The sequence below is a fragment of the Ignatzschineria sp. RMDPL8A genome (genome assembly GCF_029815055.1).
Taxonomy (GTDB): Bacteria; Pseudomonadota; Gammaproteobacteria; order Cardiobacteriales; family Wohlfahrtiimonadaceae; genus CALZBJ01.
In genome coordinates this window covers 585,803-609,767 of the sequence record NZ_JAPPWA010000002.1, presented here as the reverse complement: position 1 = coordinate 609,767, position 23,965 = coordinate 585,803, and the positions used below count along the sequence as shown (strand labels likewise).

Below are 23,965 nucleotides of genomic sequence, written 5' to 3'. Positions count from 1 at the left end.
AAACACCTTGATTAGAATGGGAATCCAATGGTGAATTGGAAGCGCTGTTTCTTGTCACGCTCTTTATCGTTTAGCGGCGTTGAGTAAGCAAAGTTAAGTGGCCCTAATGGTGATAACCATGAAAGGCTTAACCCTGCGGAATAGCGAAGATCGCCAAGATCATAATCGCCCGGTTTATTAAAGACCTGTCCCGCGTCAATAAAAGCGCTCCAGCGAAGATTGTTATTATCTTCTAGACCGGGCACTTTCATCACTAACTCAGCGGTTCCATTGATGCGCATTGCACCCCCGCGCGAGTCATTATTTGAAAAGCGAGGACCAAGCGAGCTGCTTCTAAATCCACGTACCGAGCCAATCCCGCCAGCGTAGAAGTTTTCATAAAATGGGAGACCATCGGTTCCGCCATATCCGTAACCGGCAGCAACGTCGGCGCTTAGCGCTAATACGAAGTTATCGTCATCGGTAAATGGGGTGAAATAGCTCTTATGGCTATACATTAATTTGTAGAATTTATCTTTCGATCCGGGAAGCGTTCCGTTGATGCCTGCGTAGTTGTAGGTCCCTGAGGTTGCAAAGACGGTACGGTCACGGGTGTCTCGGTCGATTCCAAAGCGGAAACGATAGAGATTCCGGCGATCTTTATAACGTGGCGTTAAATCACGATCACAAATCCCAGGATCTCTAGGATCACGAACACACGATTTACCACTTAGCATCTCGGTAATTTCCCACGGTGATTCAGGCGTTGTGCTTAAGCTTAAACGCTCATAACCAATCCCTCCGCTCAGTGAGGTGTATTCCGTTAATGGATAACCGAGTTTGAGCATCGCACTATATCCATCGGCGATATAGTTACCGGTATCGTCCCAGTCATGCTTACGTTTGCTGTATTGAAGCTCGATCCCAAGGCTTAGACCGTTATTGGTGAAGTATGGGTCGGTGTAGCCGATTGAGAAGGTTTGCCCACTCTTGTCGGTTTCCGCATTGACACTTAAATCGTGTCCGGTCCCCATGAAGTTTGGCTGATTAAAGCCCGCCATGATTCCGAATTTAGAATCCTGGCCATAGCTCACCCCAAATTGCACCGATCCCGCGCTACGCTCTTTCACTTTATAGGTTAAATCAACTTCATCGTTGCTCACCTGCTCGGTCTGAACGTCCACGGCTTCAATGTGTGGCAAACGCTGAATACGAACGCGCGAACGCTCGATATCATTGGTGGCAAAAGGAGAGCCTTCCATCTGGCGCATTTCACGGCGGAACACCGCATCTTGAGTACGGCTATTTCCCACAACGTTAATTCGGCGAACATAGGAGCGGTCCCCACCATCAACGGCAAAGGCAAAACTGACGGTTTTATTCTCTTCATCGATGGTTGGAATCGCGTTCACACGCGCAAGCGCATAGCCATCATTTCCAAGACGGTCGCTAATTGCTTTAACCGCATCATCCACATCAGATTTCTTATAGAGCTTACCGGACTCGATCTCAACGAGTTTCAGTAACTCTTCTTTATCGATAATGGTATTGCCCACCACATCAACGCCGGCAAAACGATAGCGCTCGCCTTCATCAACATGGATATCCACGTGCATATCTTCACGATCTTGGCTCACCGTCGCAAATGAATAACCGACGTTTACTTTTAAGAAGCCACGATTTTGATAAAACTCGTTAATTTTTTCTAAATCTTGATCGATAGTGACCGGATTATATTTATCACCACCGCTTAAAATGGTTTTGAAGCTCGAAACCTTGGTCCCCATCTGATTGCGCAGTTTGCGATCGCTAATGGAGTTATTGCCGATGAAGTTAATTTCACGGATTTTAGCGGTTTTCCCTTCCGAGATTTTGAAGATCACGCGCACACGATTACGGGGGAGTTTTTTCTCAACCACATCGACTTTGACGTGATATTTCCCGCGGGTTTCATACACTTTTAGAAGTTGGTTGCGCATCAGCTGAATTTTAGCAGGGCTATAACTGCGACCCGGCGCTAGATTCATGCTCGAAAGCACATCTTTAATCTGTTTATCTTTAAGGTCTTTATTGCCCTCAAGCACCACTTCATCGATGATCGGGAACTCTTTCACCGTCACAATGAGTTTATTGCCATTGCGGCCGATTTTGATATCTTCAAAAAGATCGGTGGCGTAGAGTCTTTGAATGAGCGCTTGCGTATTACCACGGTAGGTGCGATCAGCGGGATCTACCCCCATCGCAGCAAAAACGACGCCAGGCTCGAGTTGCTCAAGTCCATCGACGCGAACATCATTGACTTGATAATCTTGAGAGTAGCTCACTCCGGATAAGAGTAAGACCGACGAGAAGAGAATTGTATGTAATTTACGTGGAAACATGCTCGCTCAATCTGTTCAACGGGTTAAACATTAAGATCGCCCTATTTTTCGGGGATCTCAGACTATTTTTGCGTCTTCTCAATAAGAATCCTCTCCTATCGGAAGCGCTTCTTTTATTTACTTTAAACTGTTTAAGTATACTCTAAAGCGGATATTAAGGGCAAAAAGATTCCAAACTCACCGCCCTTCCCACTTAAACGCCGTCATGGCTGGCTCTTTCAATCAAGGCTTGCACGCCTATCAATCATTATAGTGCTACCTGAGATTCAAATCTTAGCAGGTGTCAGCTATTGCTCAACAATAGCTAAGGGATATATTGAAAAATATCATTTAAAATCACAAAGCCCATAAAAAAGAGAACTAGCATCGCCCCAAATTGAAGCGTCATCATCGAGAGTTTTTCTGGAATTTTACCGCGCCCGACCACCTTTTCGATCAGGAGACCAACTAAGCGTCCGCCATCTAAAACAGGAATCGGGAAGAGATTAATCACCCCTAAGTTAATGCTAAACATTGCCATCAAACTAATGAAATAGACGACGCCAATATTGAGCGTTTTCCCAGCAACTTCGGCAATCGTCACCGGCCCTGCCATATTATTGACATTGACACTCCCTTTAATCATCCGACCGATAAATTTAAAGATCATCAGTGAGTCATCTTTGGTTTTAATCGCCGCATATTTTAGTGCTTTAATGGGCCCATATTGAGGCGTCACTTCCATTCCCTTAATTTCCGCTTGCATCGATTCAGGCAGATCCTCAAGAGTAATGCCGCCAAGGCCAACCCCAAGTTTAAGCTCTTTTTGCGCGGCTTTCTGCTCTGCCGTTAAGTTCGCCGGAAGTGTGACAAATTGAGCACCACGTTTGACCACGATCTCAAATTGACTCACCGCCGGATTATTGCGAATGGCGTTGAGCCCCTTTTCAAGATCGCCCCAATGATTGACCGGAACAGTGCCAATTTGTGCAATCTCATCGCCCACTAAAATCCCACTATTGGCCGCTAAACTCTCATCGAGAATAAAGCCCACGCGCGCAGGAATATCAGCATCGGCAAGGTCTGGCTGATAGAGGCGAAGCCCAAGTACGTGATAGATGTTTTCAGAGCGATCAAGCTTAATCGGTTCAGCTAAATCAATCGAGAGCGTCTCATAACGGTTATCGCGCAGTACAGTCACATTCGCCTGCCCCGAGCCATTTAAATGATCGATCATTTTCATGGCAAAATCATCAAGTGTTACTACCTCTTTACCGTTGACGCTCGTTACAAGATCGCGGTTTTGAAAGCCCGCTTCAGCAAAGATCGAATTTTCCGTTGGCGTGCCAAGATAGGGTTTTGTCGCTGGAACGCCATACATAAAGAGCCCCCAAAGAAGCACAAATGCGAGCACAATATTGGCTGCTGGTCCTGCTGCAATCACACAAAAACGCTTCCAAATTGGCTTAGCATTAAAGGTGAGATGCATCTCATTTGCAGCCACCTCATGAGCGCGCTCATCGAGCATCTCCACATAGCCACCAAGCGGAATCAGCCCGAGCTGATAGTTTACCCCGTCCTTTCCATGACGATTCCAAACCGCTTTCCCAAAGCCAATTCTGAAGGTTAAAATTTTAAAGCCTAAGCGTTTTGCCACGTAAAAATGGCCAAATTCGTGGATGGTCACCAAGATGCCCATCAACACAATAAATCCGAAGATGGAGTTAAAAAATGATGCAATCCACTCAAACATAATTAGAGACTCTCTTTAATTAACTCGCGCGTTTTAACGCGAATATAGGAATCGTACGCCAACAGATCGTCCACACTGCCAAGCGCAGTGGATTCGACACTCTCAAGAAGCGTTTCCAAAAATTCAGGAATTTGATGATAGGCAATCATCTCATTTAAAAAAGCATTAACGATCATCTCATTCGCGCCATTTAATGCCACCAAATGGGGCGCGCCGGCACTTAATGCCTCTTTCGCTAATCTCAATGCTGGGAAACGAACAAGATCCGGCTTTTCAAAATGAAGTGTCGCAATCTCAGTTAAATCAAGACGTTTCGCTCCCGATAATACTCGCTCAGGATAGCCAAGCGCATGAGAGAGGGGAATCGCCATATCCGCTTCACCAAGTTGTGCTAAAAAGCTACCATCTTGGTATTCAACGAGCGAATGAATAATGCTCTCAGGATGCACAAGCACCTCAATTTTTTCGGCGGGCATATCAAAAAGAAAATGCGCTTCGATAAACTCGAGCCCTTTATTCATCAACGTCGAAGAATCGATCGTCACTTTCGGACCCATATCCCAGTTCGGGTGTTTTAAAGCATCTTGCAGGGTAACTTTTTTAAGATCGTCTTTAGAAAAAGTGCGAAATGGACCACCGGAGGCCGTTAAAATCAGCTGACGTACGCCCTCTAAATGAAACGCGCCCGACTCATCTTTTGGCAGACATTGAAAGAGCGCATTGTGCTCACTATCAATCGGAAGAAGCGTTGCCCCATGCTTTTTCACCGCATCCATAAAGAGCGTACCGCCGACGACGAGCGACTCTTTATTGGCAAGCAAAATACGCTTACCGGCAAGAACGGCCGCATGACTCGAAACAAGGCCTTTTGCGCCCACAATCGCCGCAACCACAAGATCAATCTCAGGCTCTTTCACAAGCGAAACAATCGCCGCTTCACCACCTAAAACTTCAGTCTTTAATCCATCGCGTGCAACGAGTTTACGCAGATCATCCGCCGCTTCTTCATCATTCATCACCGCATATTTCGGGGTAAATTCTTGGCAAATTAAAAACATCTTATCGACATTTTTATGTGCGACCACCGAATGCACAGCAAATATTTCAGGATTACTGCGAATCACTTTGAGCGTCGATCCGCCAATGGATCCTGTTGCTCCTAAAATCGAAACCTGTTTCATGAGCTCTCTTTTATTGGTTACTACTTAAAATTACTGCTTAAACGTAAAACGACTGCTAGCCTTGTTTTCTATCGATCGATTAAAGTCCCATTAAGAGCATACCACTGACGACAACGGGCGCCGCTGCGGTTAATGCATCGATTCGATCGAGGACTCCACCATGCCCAGGAAGGAGTTTACCGCTATCTTTAATCCCGCGATGACGCTTTACAACGCTCTCAAAGAGATCCCCTGAGATCGATACCGCCACCACAATGACGGTAAGGAGTAAGCCGTTCGCTAAATCCATGCCGCCGTATGACGCGCTCATCAATACGATCGTCGCATAAATAAGTGCCAGCACCATGCCGCCAAGCGCCCCTTCAACGGTTTTACCCGGACTAATCGAGGGGGCAAGTTTTGTACGGCCCAATTTACGCCCGACAAAATAGGCGCCACTATCGGCAATCGCCACAAGGAAAATCACTGCAATAAGATGCCCCGCACCGGACTCTTTCAGGTAGGTGAGCGAGAGCACAAATCCAAGAAGCGAAATCACGCTAAAGGGTATGAGAAATACCTTCGAGGTTAAAAACCCGATCGGGCGGCGCGAATGAAGCACCATTAAAAATGGCATCAGTAGCCAGATAAATGCTAGCGGCTGAAGTGCTACCCGGAGATCGTATAGATCAAAGAAAAAGAGCGACATCACGCCAATTAAGACAAGTGAGCTTACCGCTAAATAGAGCGAGCCTTGTGTGCCGGTGAGTCCGAGCATATTGCGCCATTCGCTAATGCCGATTAATCCCACAATGATCAACACGCCGCTAAAGGAGGTTAAGGGGAGATACAAAATGGCTAATAATGTCAGCGCCACTAAGATGGCACCGGTAATAATTCGTTCTTTCATTCTCTATCCTTATAGGCCCCCGTAGCGCCGTTCGCGGCAATAATATTCATCGAGAGCGGCTTTAAAATGTGTCTCTTCAAAATCAGGCCAATGCACATCGGTAAAATAAAATTCACTGTAAGCAAGTTGCCAGAGTAAAAAGTTACTCAGGCGCTGCTCGCCACTTGTGCGAATCAAAAGATCCACCTCGGGAAGCTCAGAAAGAGCGAGATGATCGTTCACCGCCGCTTCATCAATTGCATCAAGGGCCATATCACCATTTATCACCGATTGCGACAACGATTTTACCGCTTCGACAATCTCGCTTCGCCCGCCATAATTAACGGCAACCACGAGCGTTAAAGTCTCGTTATCCTGCGTTTTCTCTTTCGCTTCAAGAAGCTTTTCCCGCACGGCATTAGGTAATTTTGATAAGTCGCCAATAAACTCAAGTTTCACACCCGCATCGGCAAGCTCACTCAATTCACTATTGAGCGTTTTGATGAAAAGATCCATCAAAAATGTCACTTCATCTTTCGGGCGACGCCAATTTTCGGTTGAAAAAGCATAGACGGTGAGCACTTCGACGCCATATTTAATGGCCGCCTTCACCGTCCGTTTAACCGCCTTCGCCCCGGCTCTATGCCCGAGCGTGCGCGCTAGACTATTTTTCTTAGCCCAGCGCCCATTTCCATCCATAATAATCGCAACATGGCGACAGTGTTGCTCTGAGCTTGTCATCATCCGTTCGTTAGATTTCCATCAACTCTTCTTCTTTATTTGCAGCAACTTGATCGATCTCTGCAATGGTTTTGTCGGTGATTTTTTGAATTTCATCTTCAGAGCGGCGTAATACGTCTTCTGAGATATCACCCTCTTTTTCAAGATCTTTACAGGTGTTAATCGCATCACGGCGTACATTACGTACCGCAATTTTCGCATTTTCAACTTCACTACCAACCACGCGCACTAAATCACGGCGACGCTCTTCAGTTAATGGCGGAAGAGGAATACGAATTAAGGTACCGGTTGTCGCAGGATTTAAACCTAAATCACTCTCCATGATCGCTTTTTCAATTGGCCCAACCATGGTTTTTTCCCAAGGTGATACCCCTAAAGTGCGCGAGTCTTGAATGGTGACGTTGGCAACTTGTGAAAGAGGAGTCATTGAGCCGTAATATTCGACTTCAATGTGATCTAAAAGGCTTGTATGCGCACGTCCTGTACGGATTTTTCCAAGTGCAAGTTGAAGGCTCTCAACTGATTTACCCATGCGATCTTTAGCATCTTTAATAATATCGTTAACCATGCTTAATTAAACTCCAAAGTAAGTGATAAATAATCTTAAAATTATCTAAAAAAGTCTTAAAAATTGTCTATTTGACTGATAAAAGGATACCGGATGCATCTCTTTTTAGCTAAAAGCCGGAGCGATTCGATATCCTTTTCAAGTCGTTATATCTGTTTTTTATACCGAGAACAATGCAAATTATGCGTCAGCTGATTCCGATACAAGTGTCCCAACGGGCTCACCATTAACCACGCGAAGCAGATCCCCTTCATTAAAGATATTAAATACTTTAATCGGAAGATCGTTCTCACGGCACATCACAAGCGCAGTTGCATCCATCACGCCTAAATTTTCCGTTAATGCGCGCGTATAACTCACATGATCGTAACGGGTTGCGGTGGGATCTTTAAACGGATCGGCCGTATAAACACCATCCACTTTTGTCGCTTTTAACATCACATCGGCATTAATTTCAATGGCGCGAAGGGCCGCCGCTGAGTCCGTGGTGAAGAATGGATTACCGGTTCCGGCTGCGAAAATGGTCACACGTTTTTTCTCAAGGTGACGAATCGCACGGCGACGAAGATAATCTTCACACACTTCATTGATACGAATCGCACTCATCACGCGCACATAGACATCACGCTGTTCGAGCGCATCTTGAAGGGCCAGTGAGTTCATCACCGTTGCGAGCATACCCATATGGTCGCCCGTTACCCGGTCCATACCTTTCGATGCAAGCCCTGCTCCACGGAAAATATTTCCACCACCGATCACAACGCCTACCTCAACCCCAATGCGGTTGAGTGCTTTGATCTCATCTGCGATACGGCCAATCGTTGCCGGATCGATTCCGTAGTCGCCGTCGCCCATTAAAGCCTCACCGCTTAGCTTTAATAATATGCGTTTATATTGTGGATTATTGCTCATCGTTTCCCCTTAAAAGCTCAATATGGATAGTAACAAAAGTAAATTGCTACAATTTTAATATATTTCCCGCCGTTTTAATAGCGAGCAACACGCTTTGTGCGAAGTCGATGCAGTTATTCTTCCGTTTCGTTCTCGCTTTTCTCGTCACTTACAGTCTCAGGAAGGCGGGCTTCAAGTACCGCAACACGCTTTTCAAGCGCTTCAAGTTTTTCGCGGGTTTTCATCAAGATTTTTTGCTGCAGTTCGAAATCTTCAAGTTTGACCCATTTAAAATTAGCGAGTGCTTTTTCAATGCCCTCTTTGACGCGGTAATCGATCTCAGCACGAGCATTTTTAACGCCGTCAGGGAGATTGTCGGTTACGCTTTTTGCGAACTCGTGTAGAAAATTTTTAGGCATAGTATCGTTCCATCTAGCAAAATTGATATAATCAGGGATTTATTCAAGTATTGATTTTAACACAACACGTAGGTCTTTTATGAAAAATCCCTCCCCTTTAGATGCGGTTCGAATCGTCATGATGAACACCTCCCACTCAGGCAATATCGGATCAGCAGCGCGCGCGATGCGTGTGATGGGTATCTACAATTTAACCCTCGTGAATCCCAAAAAATTCCCCAGTCCAGAGGCTACCGCCCTTGCAAGTGGCGCTCTTGATGTTTTAGACAATGCCGTTGTCGTTGACACCATTGAAGAGGCGATCGCCGATTGCGATTATGTCTTTGGCACCTCCGCAAGAGCCCGCCATATTAGCGCCCCCCCGATTCCTCTTGATGAAGGCGCGATACGTGCAAAAGAGCGTTTAGCGCAAAACCCTGAGAGCAAAATTGCGATCGTCTTTGGGACGGAGCGCACAGGGCTTACCAACGAAGAGCTCGATCATTGCCACGATCTTATCTTTATCCCTACCGAAAATAATTACAATTCCCTCAACGTAGCCGCCGCCATTCAGTTGATATGTTATGAATTCCGCCAAAAACTGTCGATAACGGAAGCCGCGCCTCGCCCGGTAAAACCCGATAAAAAGCAAGAACTTGCCACCACTGAAACTTTGGAGGGATTTTACGAGCATCTTGAAGAGACTTTGGTTAAAATCGAGTTCTTAGATCCTGAGCATTCCACTCACTTGATGCGTAAACTGCGCCTTCTTTATAATCGCACGCATTTGACCGTGGAAGAGATCAACATTCTGCGCGGGATTTTAACGGAAACACAAAGGAAACTCTCATCATGATTAAAACGATTCGCGAAGATATTGCCAACATTAAACGGCTCGATCCTGCGGCACGCACCTCATTTGAGATTATTATGGCCTACCCCGGATTATGGGCGATCTGGATTCATCGCATTAACCATTGGCTTTGGAAAAAGAAGATTAAAACCATTGCACGCTGGCTCTCGACAGTGAACCGCTTTCTGACCGGCATTGAAATTCACCCCGGTGCGCAGATTGGTCGCCGCTTTTTTATCGATCACGGCATGGGCGTTGTGATTGGTGAAACGGCGGAAGTGGGCGATGATTGTACGCTTTACCATGGCGTCACTTTGGGCGGTACTAGCTTAGAGAAAGGCAAACGCCACCCCACCCTTGGCAATCATGTAGTCGTCGGCGCAGGCGCAAAAGTGCTTGGCCCCATCAAAATCGCAGATGGCGCAAGCATCGGTGCAAACTCAGTTGTGGTTAAACCGGTTCCGGAAAACTCAACTGCCGTCGGCATTCCTGCGCGCATCTCAAAACCGGATAAACCCAATCTTAAAAAAGAGATCGCTGCAAAACTCTTTAATGCCTACGGTATGAGCCACGACATTGAAGACCCCGAAGCGAACGCCATCAATTTTCTCCTCAATCATATTGAAAAGCTCGATGTTGCGCTTTGCCAAATGAAAGGGGAACTGAAACGCCAGGGCATCGAACTCAATCTTGAGTGGCCGACAATTCAAGAATGCACCTTCGATGAAGATGGTCTACACATTCATGATGACGCCGATGGTGACTATTCAAATGACCAATCGGACCAAACACAGGAACCTAAACGTCCCTGCGAAAAAGAGCAAAACGATTAACCTCATAAACGTCAGCCCATAAAAATCACGCCATAAAAAAATCCCTCGTTAGATAATTCATAATGACTCTAACGAGGGATTTTTATTATTAAGGCTTATTTCTAAGCTAGGACTAGAGCTGTTTAATCTCTAATCCGGTCTTTTCAAGGCTTGCGATCGGGCCGAGTACCGCCGTATGGGTATCACGATCACTAAAGTATTCGCGCGCAACGCGTTTTAAATCATCAATGGTGACATTGAGCACATTGGCACGATAGCTAAGTACTTCATCCGGCGTACGATCAAAATGCTTCATGAAATAGACATCGCCATATTCAGATGCCGGTGTTTTAGGCTTATCGATCGCACTGATCACTCCTAGAATCGCCTCTTCGAGCGCAAGCGCCTCATGCTCTGTCTCTAAAAGCCAATCGATCGATGCATCAAAATCCTTTAAGGTCTCTTCTAAACGAGGATCGCGATAGCTGAAGAAATTAAACGCACCTGAATTTGAGTTATAACTCGCACCGCCCCCATACGCACCGCCCTGCTCACGAATCGCACGATGGAGATATCCATTGCGTAAAAAGGCCGCGAGCACATTAAATACCGGCGCATCTTTATGGTCTTGGGTAACGGTTTTATAGCTTTTCGCGCAGTAATGCACCGGCGCATTGATCGCCCAACCGAGTTTCACTTTCTCACCGCTAAATTCAAACGGGATCTCGAAAGGGGTAAACTCAGCGACAATCTCATGCGCAAGCGTTTCACCAAATTGATCCGCGATCGATTTAACATTATCGGAATCATTGAGCGTCACCACTTCAAAGGGAGATTGTTGCAACTTAACTAAAAGCGCTGCCAACTTCTCACCAAAGGCAAGGCACGCCGCCTCATCTTTCACGCTCGCTTCTAAAGCGCGGAAATCTTTAATCGATTGCATACCCGATAAGCGCTGGCTTAATTGATTGATCGGCGCAATATTTTGGCTTGCAACCGCCATCGCATAGGCATGGCCATTTCCAACAATCGCTTGTTCGCGAGAGAGTTTAATCTGCGCGAGAATCTCTTGGATGCGTTTCGTTTCATCAAAACGCGCGGTGAAAAAGGTCTCTTTTAGAATCTCGGCAAGTGCTTTGTGATTATCGAGAAGCGCTTTTCCTGAGATCACCCAAAGGCCTTTCACACTATCGGAATTTTTGCGAGGTTGATACATGGTCCGCGCCCCGATTCCACCGGTGACACGCGCCGCTTTCGCTTGTTGGGTTAAGTAATCATTCTCACCGCAACCGACTTCGGTAATGAGCGCATCAAGATAAGGGAGTAACGTCATCTCCTCTTCGGTTAGCGCTGGAAGCTCCACCACTAAACTTTGATAGGTCATTCCGTTTGTGGTCGGTTTTGCATAGACCTTATTGCCCTCATAAGAGACCTCTGGGAATTCGAGCGTTTTCGGAATATCTTCACGTTCTACCATCGGTAAAATCGAGGCATCATCAACGCGCGCTTGACGCTCTTGAAGGGCTACTGCATCGTCAATAATTTTTTGTTTTTCATCGGTGGTTAAACTGGTTTCAAGCTCACGCAGACGGGCATTTTCCTTCTCAACGAGCTCATCGGCTAAGGTATGACTTGGGTTTAACGTTAAGGTCAGTTTATGCGGATTACTTAACAGCAGACGATCGATTAAATTTGGAATAAATTGCGGATCTTGGATCTCTTCGCGCATCTGTTTTAACGTATCATCAAACGACAACACATCGAGGGCTTCCCCGCCATGCAATACCGGCGTTAAGCAATCGACAATGAGGCGAAGTCCATAGGGATATCGGTCACCCGTAATTTCACGCGAACTCAATTCAAGCTGATGAAGTACCGCTTCAATATCTTCTTGTGGCACGCCATTTGCTTTCACATCTTCAAGAGTTTTTGTGATGAGCGCATCAATTGCGTCAACCTTATCGCTCGAAGCGCCTTCTAAACCGCAGGCAAAAAAGGCTTCACGGGTTCCATCTTCAAGCCCACAAAACATTGAGGGAGCTGCGCCTAAGTCAGTCGTCTCAAGGACTTTCTGCAGTGGCGAGCTTGAGTTATCGAGTAAAACCCCCTCTAAAATACGCGCGCGCATTAGCTCTTTTGCATCAGTAATCGGGTTTAATAACCACGCATTAATCACGTGCGATTGATTCTCTAAAGGCTCTTCTTTTGGAAGCGGATAGACCCCTTCATAACGAATCGGCGCTGTGAAACGCTTCTCATCTGGCACACTAAAATCAAAGTCTTGATGATCAAAACGATTTAAGGCTCGCTCCTCAAACACCGCTTGGTGGTCGGCCGGATCCATATTTCCGTAAGTGATGAAAACACTATTGGATGGATGGTAATGTTTCTTGTGGAACGCCACTAACGCCTCATGGGTGAGGTTCGGAATATCGCTCGGCTCACCGCCTGAATTGTTGTGATAGGTAATCGTTGGGAAGAGATGCTTGGTAATTTCGTGGTAAAGCACTGATCCAATCGAGCTCATCGCCCCTTTCATCTCATTAAAGACCACGCCTTTATAGGTCAGTGGACTTTCAGGATTGGTCATCTCTTCAAATTCTAAACGATGCCCTTCTTGACGAAAATCAAGATAATCTAATTTAGGGAAAAAGGCCGCATCTAGATAGATATTGAGCAAATTGTAGAAGTCTTTTTTGTTTTGACTTGCAAAGGGATACGCCGTCCAATCCGATGCAGTGAAAGCGTTCATAAAGGTGTTAAGAGAGCGTCTTATCATCATAAAGAAAGGATCGCGCACGGGGTATTTTTCAGACCCACAAAGCGCTGTATGCTCCAAAATATGAGCGACGCCCGTCGAATCTTCAGGCACCGTTAAGAATCCCACTAAAAAGACATTATTGGTATCGTCACAGGCAAGATGGATGTGCTTTGCTTTCGTTTTTTCATGCACAAACTCTTGAAGTGTAATATTAAGTGACGGAATATAGTTTTCTTTAATAAGTGAAAATGATTGAGTCATCTCTACCTTCGTATTTGGTTATCTAATTGGATTCAACAATGCCACAGTTATGTTTTATCGCCGTTAAAATGCTATACTTACCACAGCGATTTTGTACCGAGGCATAATAATAATCGATAGATTATCGTACCACACCCGACGTACAAATTTTAAGCTTATTGTGAACCATTCTTTACATGTCAGTTAATTTTAAAGGCATTCCGCGCGATGAAATATAGGGTTGTTTTTTTAGGCGATCTAACCGAAGACAAGCCACGACACGAAATCATCAAAGACCTCAGCTCACTGCTTGATTTGAGCACAAAAGAGGTGATCGATCAATTTATCCGTGGCGAAAAAAAAACGCTAATATCGGGCATAAGCAAAATTGATGCCAGCGAGTATTGTGATGCAATTCGTCGCGCTGGTGCAAACTGCTTAGTCGATCTTGATATTGATTACGAAGTCAACTATGAATCAAAATCATCTAACTTAAATGTCGTTGAAAAATCAAAAAATTCCACTCCCATCACTGATGCCACTAAATCGGCCAATACGTTACAAAAAATCAAAGACTCTGCAAAAAAAACAGGCAGTGATGGTAAAATCATCTCGGATTCCAAAGTGTCTACTACACTTCCGACGAAATCAACCGACAAACCCTCAACACAATTAGATAACGAGACCCAACGCATGGACCGCGACCCGAGTCATTCTAAGGCTTCTATGAAGCCAACCCAATCGTCACCAAAGGCGGAGATTCCTTCCCTTGAAGATCTTGAAAAACTGCTTGATGCATCGATCGAAAAAGATCACTCCCATCAAAAGCCTCCTGTAGAAACTAAAAGCCCTTCCGTGTCTCGCGCAGCCGTTGATCACAGTGCTGATCGAAATGCTCACGCCACAACGCCTGTCCCAAGCGCTCAAGAAGTGCTTGCTTCATTTAAAGAAAATGGCAGTGAAAGTAGTCGTAAAAAAAACGGCGACACTCAAATACCCGGCATCGATGACGATTTCCTCTCTATGGATTTAGAGACCCTAAAAGCCACGGTAGCCAAAGAAAAAGAAGCCAAAGAGGCGGAAAAAGCACCTGAAGAGGTAGAAAAAGAAACCCCCTCCAAAAAACAGGTGGGTGCCACCGTCTTGAAAACTTCTAACATTGATCTTTCTGATCTAGAACTCTTAGCGATGCCTGAAAGTAACGAATCAGAACCTACGAAAGAGAAGGTATCACTCCATTCACCAAAGATGGCAGCCGCATTCTCAGGTGTCTCTGATTTAGAATTAGTCAGTTACCCCTCCGAAGAGGCGCAGCGCCCGAAAACGCGCACCCGAAAAGCCGATAACGTTATCTATAAAGATGAAACCCGCTCTGGCTTTCCAGGATTTTACGCGTTTTTTAACTCATCAAAACGTGCCTCACGCCTCTCATTTTTTATCCGCATGATGTGCGTGCTGGTGATGGTCTTTTTTACCGACCGCGTCTTAAATGTTGTACTCAATAGTGCCGGGAAAAGCATTGGTCTTCCTACAGGATTAACCATTATTGTGTCCGCGCTCGTCCTCTTTTTCCTCTCAAGCGCCTTTGTTACCTTTGTAATCCAGCGCCTACGCGACCTTAACCGCTCACCATCACTTGCATTTTTACTGATAATTCCCCTATTAGTCTTTGGGGCGGCGGAATTTTCCCATCGTTATGATGATCTGCGCCAGAAAAACTTAAACTATATCGAAAAAGCAGCATACAGCATTCAGTTGATGCATCCAAAATTTGCACAACAAACCCGGTATACCCTCAATTCTCTCAATCAAAAAATGGCGGAAGCCCCCAATTTCCAAACCTTTTATAAAAATTATCGCATCGTCTTTTATTTAAGTTATTTAACCAATATTTTACTGCTTGGAGCGCTCCTTGCTCTTCCAGGAACGCCAGTGGAAAACCCATCAGGCACCCCGCCGAGGGATTCCGATAAGGACCTTGTCTATGGCGGTGGTTTTATCTTAGTAGTAATGCTTTTATCGCTCTTAACTCCGTCGATCATTCGCGATTACGATCTGAAATCGAAAGAATTTGATCTTGACCTTTTCCAGAGCATTTCACTCATTAAAAAGCTCGATCCTGCGGAGCGCGATCACGCCTTAAAAGCGATTACTGAGTAAGAAATAACGTCGCTCACTTTTAAAAACCGCTCCTTGAGTTTTCAAGCGTGCGGTTTTTTATCATCTGTTTCGATATAATGCTATAATTACCGATCGATTCTCGCCTATGCACGTTGTTAATATCGAGAGATTATTAATTTATTAACTTTTTTATTTCTATAGAATAATTACATGAAGAACATCCGAAATTTTTCAATTATTGCCCACATCGACCATGGAAAATCCTCCCTCGCCGATCAGTTCATCACGATCTGTGAAGGGCTTTCTGCACGGGAAATGGAGGATCGCGTCTTAGACTCAATGGATCTTGAAAAAGAGCGCGGCATTACCATTAAAGCGCAATGTGTCTCTCTTGACTACAAAGCAGATAATGGCGAAACCTATCACTTAAACTTTATCGATACCCCCGGCCACGTCGACTTCTCTTATGAAGTATCGCGCTCGCTCTACGCTTGTGAAGGGGCACTACTTGTTGTTGATGCTGCTCAAGGGGTGGAAGCGCAATCGGTTGCGAACTGCTATACCGCCATTGATTTGGGGCTCGAGGTGATTCCAGTTCTCAATAAAATTGACCTTCCCGCCGCTGATCCTGATCGCGTTGCAACAGAAATTGAAGATATTATCGCCATTGAAGCCCTTGACGCGGTACGCTGTTCAGCGAAATCAGGCCTTGGGGTACGTGATGTTCTTGAAGATATGATCAAAAAAATTCCGGCACCGAAAGGCGATCCGGATGCACCATTAAAAGCGCTTATTATCGACTCATGGTATGACCAATATGTTGGCGTTATTTCGCTTGTGCGAATTTTTGATGGGACGCTCAAAGCCGGCGACCGCATCCGCGTTATGAGCACGAAAGATACCCACGATGTGGATCACGTTGGTGTTTTTACCCCTGTGCGTAAAAATCTTCCGCAACTCTCCGCGGGTCAAGTAGGCTTTGTGATCGCGGGAATTAAAGATATCGATGGCGCGCCGGTTGGGGATACGTTAACCCTTGACCGAAATCCTGCCGATAAAGCCGTTCCCGGATTCCAAACTGTACAACCACGTGTTTTCTCAGGGCTCTTCCCTGTGGATTCTGAAGATTATGAAGATCTGCGTGAAGCGCTAAAACGCCTTCGCCTCAATGACGCATCGCTCCACTTTGAACCTGAAACCTCGCAAGCGTTAGGCTTTGGTTTCCGCTGCGGCTTCCTTGGAATGCTCCATATGGAGATCATCCAAGAGCGTCTCGAGCGTGAATACGATCTTGATCTCATTACCACAGCACCAACGGTGATTTATGAAGTGCTCCGTACCGACGGTGAAGTAGTCTATGTTGATAATCCGGATGGCCTGCCTGAGCAGACCCATATTGATGAAATTCGTGAGCCGATTATCCTCGCGAACATCTTAACCCCGCAAGAGTTTATCGGAAACATCATGAAACTCTGTATGGAAAAACGCGGCGTACAACTCGATATGGTCTATGCCGGAAATCAAGTTCAACTTAAATTTGAGCTCCCCATGAGCGAAGTGGTGCTAGACTTCTTCGATAGACTTAAATCAGTCTCGCGCGGATACGCTTCCTTTGATTATGAATTTATCCGTTATCAGGCGGCGAATCTTGTGAAGGTGGATGTCTTAATTAACGGCGAAAAAGTCGATGCCCTTGCGCTGATTACTCACCGTGATAATGCGGCGTATCAAGGCCGTAAATTGGTTGAAAAAATGCGTGAACTGATTCCAAGACAGCAGTTTGAAATTGCGGTACAAGCGGCAATCGGCTCGCAAATTATCGCCCGTACCAACGTTCGCGCGCTCCGTAAAGACGTGACCGCGAAATGTTACGGAGGGGACGTGAGCCGTAAACGCAAACTGCTTGAGAAACAGAAAGAGGGTAAAAAACGCATGAAGCAAGTGGGCAGCGTTGAGATCCCACAAGAGGCGTTCTTAGCGGTTCTCAAGGTGGACGAATAGTCCGCCCTTATTGGACACGACGTAAATAATCCAGAGGATTTAAGAGGAAAATACATTCATTATGGCCAATCTGACCTACTTTATTTCAATTGCGATCATTATCGCAACGCCGATTACCGGAATTATTCTGCTACTCGATCGCTTTTTTTGGCAGAAAAATCGTACCGATCAAGATAAACTTCCGGCGCTGGTGGATTGGTCGAAATTCCTCTTTCCTGTGGTCTTATTTGTGAGTGTGCTCCGCTCATTTATCGCCGAACCCTACATTATTCCGAGCGGATCGATGCAACCGACCCTCTATGAGGGCGATATGATTGTGGCGAACAAATGGTCCTTTGGCCTACGTTATCCCATCACCAACAAACGCATCTTTAGCGAGCGCGGTGAAGGGATTGAGCGTGGTGATGTGGCGATCTTTAAATACCCAAAAGATGAGCGCATCAACTACGTTAAGCGCATCGTCGGCGTACCGGGCGATAAGATCGATTACCGCAATAAGCGCCTTACCATTAATGGTATCCCGTTAGAGTATGAAAAACTTGGCCCTGCCCGCGACCCGGAGGAGGACCTTTTTATCCGTGAAACCATGCCATCGAAAGAAGGTACGATCGATTATACGATCCAAAATTCACGTTATCTCACCGATGCAGACTTTTTTGTAGCGGCTCAATTTCCCATTATCATTCCAGAAGGCAAATATTTAGCCATGGGCGACAATCGCGATAACAGCGCGGATAGCCGTTTCTGGGGCTTTGTCGATGATGATCAAATGCTCGCAAAAGCGAACTTCATCTGGATGAACTATAAATGTCTCTTTAAATTTAAAGATTGCGATCGAATCTTTACAACGATTAAATAAGTTATGGATTTATTACTTACAAAGTTAAATTACACCTTTCAAAATATAAAACTTTTAAAACAAGCGCTCATTCACCGGTCCTATTCAGAAACGAACAACGAGCGCCTTGAGTTTTTAGGTGATGGTTGTCTTAACTTTATCGTGGCTGAAGCGTTATTTAGACGCCTCCCCGACGCAAAAGAAGGCGAACTTTCTAACCTCCGCTCCCACCTTGTAAAAGAGGAAACATTGGCGGAAATTGCACTACAATTAGGGCTTAATCACTATATTATTCTAAGCCACGGCGAGAAGAAAAATGACGGTGCAATGCGCCCGAGCACCCTTGCCGACACCTTAGAAGCGATCTTGGGAGCCATCTTTTTAGACTCCTGCTTTGGCACCGTTCGCCGCGTTATTTTGGAGCTCTACGAGCCCTATTTCGCTCGCATCAAAAACCAAGGCATCAAAGATCTTAACGAACACTTTAAAGATCCGAAAAGCCGCCTGCAAGAGAAATTACAAGCGCTCAACAAAGAGATTCCTGTCTATGAAATTATCGAGATTTCAGGCAAAGATCACGAGCAGTTATTTAAAGTCGCTTGCCGCTTTGAAGGTCACATCTCCACCGCTGAAGGAACAAGTAAAAAACGCGCGGAACAGAAAGCCGCACGCTTAATGTTGGATAAATTATCATGAAAAAATCAGGTTTCGTCTCCATCGTCGGTCGCCCTAATGTTGGGAAATCGACCTTGATGAATCACATCATCAAACAGAAAATTAGTATCACCTCCAATAAGCCGCAAACAACGCGCCACGCCATTACCGGCATCTATACCGATGACTCAACGCAGATCGTCTTTTTAGATACCCCGGGCATTCACACCAATTTGCAATCCGCCCTTAACCGCCAATTAAACCGTACCGCGATGAGCTCGCTAACGATGGCAAACGCGGTGATTTTCATGGTGGAAGCGATGCGCTTTAATGACGATGACAATAAAGTTCTGCAAAAGCTCAAAGATCTTGAAATTCCTATTATTCTCCTTATTAACAAGGTGGATAATATCGAAAATAAAGAGGCGTTATTGCCGTTTCTTCAAGAGATGATGGCCAAACACGACTTTGCGGAGATCGTCCCCATTTCAGCGAATCAAGATCGCTCGTGTGATCTTGTGGTCTCAACCCTTGAAAAATATCTGCCTGAACAAGAATTTATGTATGGCGAAGATGAGATCACCACGGTCACAAGCTCATTTTTAGCCTCTGAAGTGCTGCGCGAAAAACTGACCCGTCGCCTCAATCAAGAGCTTCCCTATGCGATCACTGTTGAAGTGGAATCCTTTAAAATTGAGGGCAATCTCTACCGCATTCACGCCGTGATTTGGGTAGAAAAAGAGAGCCAAAAAGGAATTGTGATCGGCAAACAAGGTCGCGCCCTTCGCGATGCGAGCACTCAAGCCCGTGAAGCATTGGAAAAACTCTTTGATGCAAAAGTCTTCTTAAAAGCACATGTTAAAGTGCGTGAAGGCTGGTCAAATGATGCTGATGCGCTTCATTCGCTCGGCTATAAAGAGCTTCAATAAGATGGATACCGAGAGGGTTGCTTGCAATCCTCTTTTTCGTTGCAACGTTGCATGCCATGCATTCAACCCCGTTTAGATTGAGTTGAGGTTTTGTGAATCGTTCCTCTACGTTAAAAAATGTGACCTCCCTTCACCCCTTATCAGGCGCGATGTGGATGGTCATTGCCGGGATGGCTTTTGCGGCCATCAATGTGATGACGCCAGCGCTCAGTACGACATACCCCGATTTTAGCTCCGGCTGGATCGCTTTTTATCAATATCTCTTTGCGCTCATCTTAATTTTGCCCTACATCGCTCAGTTTGGACTGAAAAAAGTTCTCACAACGCGCCACTTTATGACGCATTTTTGGCGCATTATCGCCGCCGTGGTGGGCATACAATTTTGGATTAAGGCGCTTACACTCCAATTTCCCATTGGTGAAGGAGTCGCCCTTTTGATGACCTCGCCTCTTTTTGCAAGTTTAGGGGCTTTTCTACTCTTAAAAGAGCGATTTACCCCAGTACGCGCCCTAGCCACCATTACCGGTTTTATCGGCGCAATCATCATCTTAAATCCCAATACCAATAACTTTAATATCGCGGCCATTTTCCCGCTGCTTGCCGCATTTTTCTGGGCGCTCCATTCACTGATGATTAAATATCTGTCCGATAAAGATCATCCGCTGACGATGGTGACCTATATGTATCTTTTGATGATTCCGATCAATCTCATTGTGGCGATGACGATGAATTTTAGCACCACCGAGCTTCATATTGAGATCCCAGGAACATCCCTACTGTTTAGCTTAATTGCGCTCGGATTTTTCACCGCAATTGCCCAATATGCCATTGCTAAAGCTTACGCCGCGGCTGATGCGATCTTTATCCAGCCCTTTGATTATCTAAAACTGCCGCTTAATGTGTTGCTCGGTTACCTAATTTTTGATTGGGGTGTATCGCTTCAATTTTGGATCGGCGCGATTATTATGGTGGCGTCCTTGTTAACCATCAGTTATTTTGAGCGCGCTCGTCCTCTTGCAAAGTCATAATTTTCGGCCCTAATTTTAGATCAATTTTTACATTTTTTAACCACCCAAATGCCTCCGATGAAACGAGTTTCTGAACACGATACCATTCAAACCATGAACGAGCTCGGTGCCACTCGCACCCCATTTCTCTTTATTATTGCCTACGACAAATCGAGTAATTATGTGATTCCGCTCAAAGATGCCGATCCTGAAAAAATCCGCTATACTATTAACGGGTTAAGTAATGTAAACTCACCCAATCAAGAGAAGCAAAATCCCGCTGAAGCCCCGCTTCATTGGACGCGATATCCGCTCTCTTTTGAGCAATATGAAGCACAATTTAATCCGCTGATGCATGCACTCAAATCGGGCGAGATTCATCTGGCGAATTTAACCTTTCAAACGGAGGTGGCGTGTAATTTATCCCTAAAAACGATCTATGAGCGAACGCAGGCAAAATATCGGCTTTGGGTGAACGATCCGGATAATGATTTCGAGTGTGTTTGTTTTTCGCCGGAAACCTTCGTCAAAATTGATGGAAAAACCGGTTCAATCTCTAGCTTTCCGATGAAAGGAACGATTGATGCAACGCTTGAAAATGCGGAAAAACAGCTCCTTGATAACCCGAAAGAGCAAAAAGAGCATGAAACAATCGTCGCGGAAACCGAAAAAGATCTTGCCCTAGTCTCGAGCGATATTGATGTAGCGCGCTACCGATTTATCGATCGAGTGGAGACCCATAATGGACCGATTTTACAATCGAGCTCAGAAATTTCTGGGAAACTTCCTAAAAATTTCCACGCCGAGATTGGCACGCTCCTTTCTGCATTACTGCCCGCAGGCTCAATCACCGGCGCCCCGCGAGCACGCGCAACAGAGATCATCAACGCAATTGAGCGTTACGATCGCGGATTTTACTCCGGCATTGCCGGCCTCTTTGATGGAGAAAATATTGAGAGTTTTGTGCTCATTCGTTTTCTCGAAAAGATCAAAGATAAACTATACTTTAAGAGTGGCGGCGGCATAACCGCTGACAGCCAACCATTCACCGAATACGAAGAGATGAAACAGAAGATTTATGTTCCAATTTATTGAAACCATTAAAATAGATAAAGGCCAAATTTATCGAATTGCCTACCATCAAGCACGTTTCGAGGCGACGCGTGATGCCTTTTTTCAAAATGAAATTATGCCATCGATCGACCTTGAATCTCGCATCGTGCCACCGGATAACGAGAACTGTTATCGCTGCCGCATCACCTATGGTAAGTTTATCGATAAAATTGAATACTTCCCTTATGAGCCAAAACCGATCGAAACGCTTAAAGTAATAGAAGCGGACGAGCTCTTTTATTACTATAAATTTGCCGATCGCGCGAAGATTGATGCGTTAACGGAACAAAAAGGCACTGCGGACGATATCCTCATGGTGCGTAATGGCCTCTTTACCGACACCTCCATCGCAAACGTCGCATTTTTAAAGGATGATGTGTGGCACACGCCCCAATTCCCTCTTCTTGCGGGAACTCAGCGTGAAGAACTGCTCCATCTGCAAAAAGTGGTGATTAAAAAAGTCGCGCTCAAAGATCTCTTTGATTACTCTCATATCGCGATTTTTAACGCAATGATCGAATTTGGCGATCTTGTTCTGCCGATTAACAAAGAGACGATTATTCTTCCTGAAGAATAACTAGAGCCTCTCGTTTACAGCTTTAAATCAAAACAAACAAACGCAAAAATGCCCACGGATACAGAGAAATATCGGTGGGCATTTTTATGGATGCTTTAATACGGTTTTTAATAGGATTTTATTATTCTAGTCCTTAAAATACGACGGTGTGATTACCATGAACCAGCACTCGATCTTCAAGGTGATAACGTAAACCGCGCGCAAGTACCACCTTCTCAATATCGCGCCCTAAACGCACCATATCGGTCACGGTATCGGCGTGAGTAATGCGAGCGACGTCTTGCTCAATAATAGGGCCTGCATCGAGATCTTCGGTAACGTAGTGGCATGTCGCTCCAATCAATTTTACCCCACGTTTTGCTGCCTGATGATAGGGTTTTGCGCCCACAAACGAGGGTAGGAAACTGTGGTGAATGTTGATGATTTTATGTTTATATTTTTGGCAAAGCTCCGGCGGAATAATCTGCATATAGCGCGCGAGCACAATCGTATCGGAATCAGCCTCCTCAATGAGCTGATTGACCTTAGTAAAGCTCTCGGTCTTGTCATTTGGATCAACCGGAACGTGATGAAACGGCACGTTATACCACTCCACCATACTACGAAGATCGTCATGATTTGAGATCACTCCAACAATGTCACAATCGAGCTCACCACTGTGCCAGCGATAAAGGAGATCAATAAGACAATGCGCTTCTTTACTCGCCATCAGCATCACGCGTTTTTTCTTTGAAGTATCAAATACCTGCCATTTAATGGAGAATCTCTCCGCAACCGGTGCAAAACGCACCTTAAATTCCTCAATCCCAAAGGGAAGGCTCTCCGCCTTAATCACGTGGCGCATGAAGAAATACCCGCTCTCAAAATCCGAATGGTGATTTGCTTCCATAATCCAGCCCCCATGTTCGGCGAGAAAGCCACTCACACCCGCAACAATACCCACTCCATCAGGACAAGACATCACCAAACGATACGTTTTCATTTTTTCTCCATTTATCTGATTAAATTAGGCAGATCACACGGGGTTTGCCCGCGTTTTCCTCAATACGTTATCGATCATACTACCTAATTTTTAAATTATCAAAATAATTAATACTCGTTATCTCTATCTGAGATACCTGAGATTCCAGCGATCCTTTTTAACAATAACAGCAATGATACATCGCTCGAAAATCGATCGATTAACTACAAATCAGCACAATCATATCAGTAAGTTATAAAGGATTTACGTCAAACATCATAAAAAATGGACTTTTTAATCTATTTTTATTTCAGGTTGATCAATTATTAGCCAATTCAAAAATCCGTTTCTAAACCCTC

At 45.2% G+C, this 23,965-nt stretch carries 20 protein-coding genes; 10 read left to right on the top strand and 10 right to left on the bottom strand.

Features of this window, described 5'->3' with window-relative positions; genetic code table 11:
• Positions 1–11: 11 nt before the first annotated feature.
• The 8 genes from bamA to OXI21_RS04340 all read right to left on the bottom strand — a co-directional run bounded on the left by bamA (position 12) and on the right by OXI21_RS04340 (position 8,760).
• On the bottom strand, positions 12–2,360 hold the full coding sequence (bamA, locus tag OXI21_RS04375) for an outer membrane protein assembly factor BamA (RefSeq protein WP_279618345.1): 2,349 nt from the start codon (positions 2,358–2,360) through the stop codon (positions 12–14).
• 304 nt (positions 2,361–2,664) lie between these two features.
• Entirely contained in the window at positions 2,665–4,092 is a 1,428-nt protein-coding gene (gene rseP, locus OXI21_RS04370; protein WP_279618344.1) for an RIP metalloprotease RseP, read from the bottom strand.
• 2 nt (positions 4,093–4,094) lie between these two features.
• The gene (dxr, locus tag OXI21_RS04365) at positions 4,095–5,273 is read right to left on the bottom strand and encodes a 1-deoxy-D-xylulose-5-phosphate reductoisomerase (RefSeq protein WP_279618343.1); all 1,179 of its coding nucleotides are present in this window, start codon (positions 5,271–5,273) and stop codon (positions 4,095–4,097) included.
• A gap of 79 nt (positions 5,274–5,352) precedes the next feature.
• A complete protein-coding gene (locus tag OXI21_RS04360; protein WP_279618342.1) occupies positions 5,353–6,162 on the bottom strand; it encodes a phosphatidate cytidylyltransferase in 810 nt (269 codons plus the stop codon).
• A 9-nt stretch (positions 6,163–6,171) separates the two neighbouring features.
• Entirely contained in the window at positions 6,172–6,885 is a 714-nt protein-coding gene (locus OXI21_RS04355; protein WP_279618341.1) for an isoprenyl transferase, read from the bottom strand.
• A 7-nt stretch (positions 6,886–6,892) separates the two neighbouring features.
• On the bottom strand, positions 6,893–7,450 hold the full coding sequence (gene frr, locus OXI21_RS04350) for a ribosome recycling factor (RefSeq protein ID WP_279618340.1): 558 nt from the start codon (positions 7,448–7,450) through the stop codon (positions 6,893–6,895).
• Between the two features lie 180 nt (positions 7,451–7,630).
• Complete coding sequence (pyrH, locus tag OXI21_RS04345) at positions 7,631–8,362, bottom strand: UMP kinase (protein ID WP_279618339.1); 732 nt, start codon at positions 8,360–8,362, stop codon at positions 7,631–7,633.
• A gap of 113 nt (positions 8,363–8,475) precedes the next feature.
• Complete coding sequence (locus OXI21_RS04340) at positions 8,476–8,760, bottom strand: accessory factor UbiK family protein (RefSeq protein WP_279618338.1); 285 nt, start codon at positions 8,758–8,760, stop codon at positions 8,476–8,478.
• 79 nt (positions 8,761–8,839) lie between these two features.
• On the opposite strand from OXI21_RS04340, the gene OXI21_RS04335 reads away from it, so the two are divergent.
• Positions 8,840–9,595, top strand: coding sequence for an RNA methyltransferase (locus tag OXI21_RS04335; protein WP_279618337.1), 756 nt, complete (start codon positions 8,840–8,842; stop codon positions 9,593–9,595).
• Positions 9,592–10,425 (top strand): serine O-acetyltransferase, encoded by an 834-nt coding sequence (gene cysE, locus OXI21_RS04330; protein WP_279618336.1) that lies wholly within the window; start codon positions 9,592–9,594, stop codon positions 10,423–10,425. The genes OXI21_RS04335 and cysE overlap by 4 nt, the downstream gene beginning before the upstream one ends.
• Positions 10,426–10,537: 112 nt before the next feature.
• Here the strand turns inward: cysE and OXI21_RS04325 are convergent, their stop codons facing one another.
• Positions 10,538–13,426 carry an insulinase family protein gene (locus OXI21_RS04325; RefSeq protein ID WP_279618335.1) on the bottom strand — a complete coding sequence of 963 codons (2,889 nt, stop codon included), beginning with the start codon at positions 13,424–13,426 and terminating at the stop codon, positions 10,538–10,540.
• Positions 13,427–13,633: 207 nt separating this feature from the next.
• On the opposite strand from OXI21_RS04325, the gene OXI21_RS04320 reads away from it, so the two are divergent.
• The 8 genes from OXI21_RS04320 to OXI21_RS04285 all read left to right on the top strand — a co-directional run bounded on the left by OXI21_RS04320 (position 13,634) and on the right by OXI21_RS04285 (position 22,645).
• Positions 13,634–15,565: a DUF805 domain-containing protein gene (locus OXI21_RS04320; RefSeq protein ID WP_279618334.1), complete on the top strand. Its 1,932-nt coding sequence runs from the start codon at positions 13,634–13,636 to the stop codon at positions 15,563–15,565.
• Between the two features lie 171 nt (positions 15,566–15,736).
• Positions 15,737–17,527, top strand: a complete 1,791-nt coding sequence (gene lepA, locus OXI21_RS04315) for a translation elongation factor 4 (protein ID WP_279618333.1) — start codon at positions 15,737–15,739, stop codon at positions 17,525–17,527.
• Positions 17,528–17,588: 61 nt separating this feature from the next.
• Positions 17,589–18,386 carry a signal peptidase I gene (gene lepB / locus OXI21_RS04310; protein WP_279618332.1) on the top strand — a complete coding sequence of 266 codons (798 nt, stop codon included), beginning with the start codon at positions 17,589–17,591 and terminating at the stop codon, positions 18,384–18,386.
• Between the two features lie 3 nt (positions 18,387–18,389).
• A complete protein-coding gene (rnc, locus tag OXI21_RS04305; protein ID WP_279618331.1) occupies positions 18,390–19,061 on the top strand; it encodes a ribonuclease III in 672 nt (223 codons plus the stop codon).
• Positions 19,058–19,948 (top strand): GTPase Era, encoded by an 891-nt coding sequence (era, locus tag OXI21_RS04300; protein ID WP_279618330.1) that lies wholly within the window; start codon positions 19,058–19,060, stop codon positions 19,946–19,948. Before rnc ends, era begins: the two co-directional genes overlap by 4 nt.
• 92 nt (positions 19,949–20,040) lie before the next feature.
• Positions 20,041–20,976, top strand: coding sequence for a DMT family transporter (locus OXI21_RS04295; RefSeq protein ID WP_279618329.1), 936 nt, complete (start codon positions 20,041–20,043; stop codon positions 20,974–20,976).
• A 57-nt stretch (positions 20,977–21,033) separates the two neighbouring features.
• Positions 21,034–22,050 carry an aminodeoxychorismate synthase component I gene (locus tag OXI21_RS04290; RefSeq protein ID WP_279618328.1) on the top strand — a complete coding sequence of 339 codons (1,017 nt, stop codon included), beginning with the start codon at positions 21,034–21,036 and terminating at the stop codon, positions 22,048–22,050.
• A complete protein-coding gene (locus OXI21_RS04285; RefSeq protein ID WP_279618327.1) occupies positions 22,034–22,645 on the top strand; it encodes an aminotransferase class IV in 612 nt (203 codons plus the stop codon). The genes OXI21_RS04290 and OXI21_RS04285 overlap by 17 nt, the downstream gene beginning before the upstream one ends.
• A 133-nt stretch (positions 22,646–22,778) precedes the next feature.
• On the opposite strand, the gene purU is transcribed toward OXI21_RS04285, so the two are convergent.
• Positions 22,779–23,627 carry a formyltetrahydrofolate deformylase gene (purU, locus tag OXI21_RS04280; RefSeq protein WP_279618326.1) on the bottom strand — a complete coding sequence of 283 codons (849 nt, stop codon included), beginning with the start codon at positions 23,625–23,627 and terminating at the stop codon, positions 22,779–22,781.
• Between the last annotated feature and the right edge of the window lie 338 nt (positions 23,628–23,965).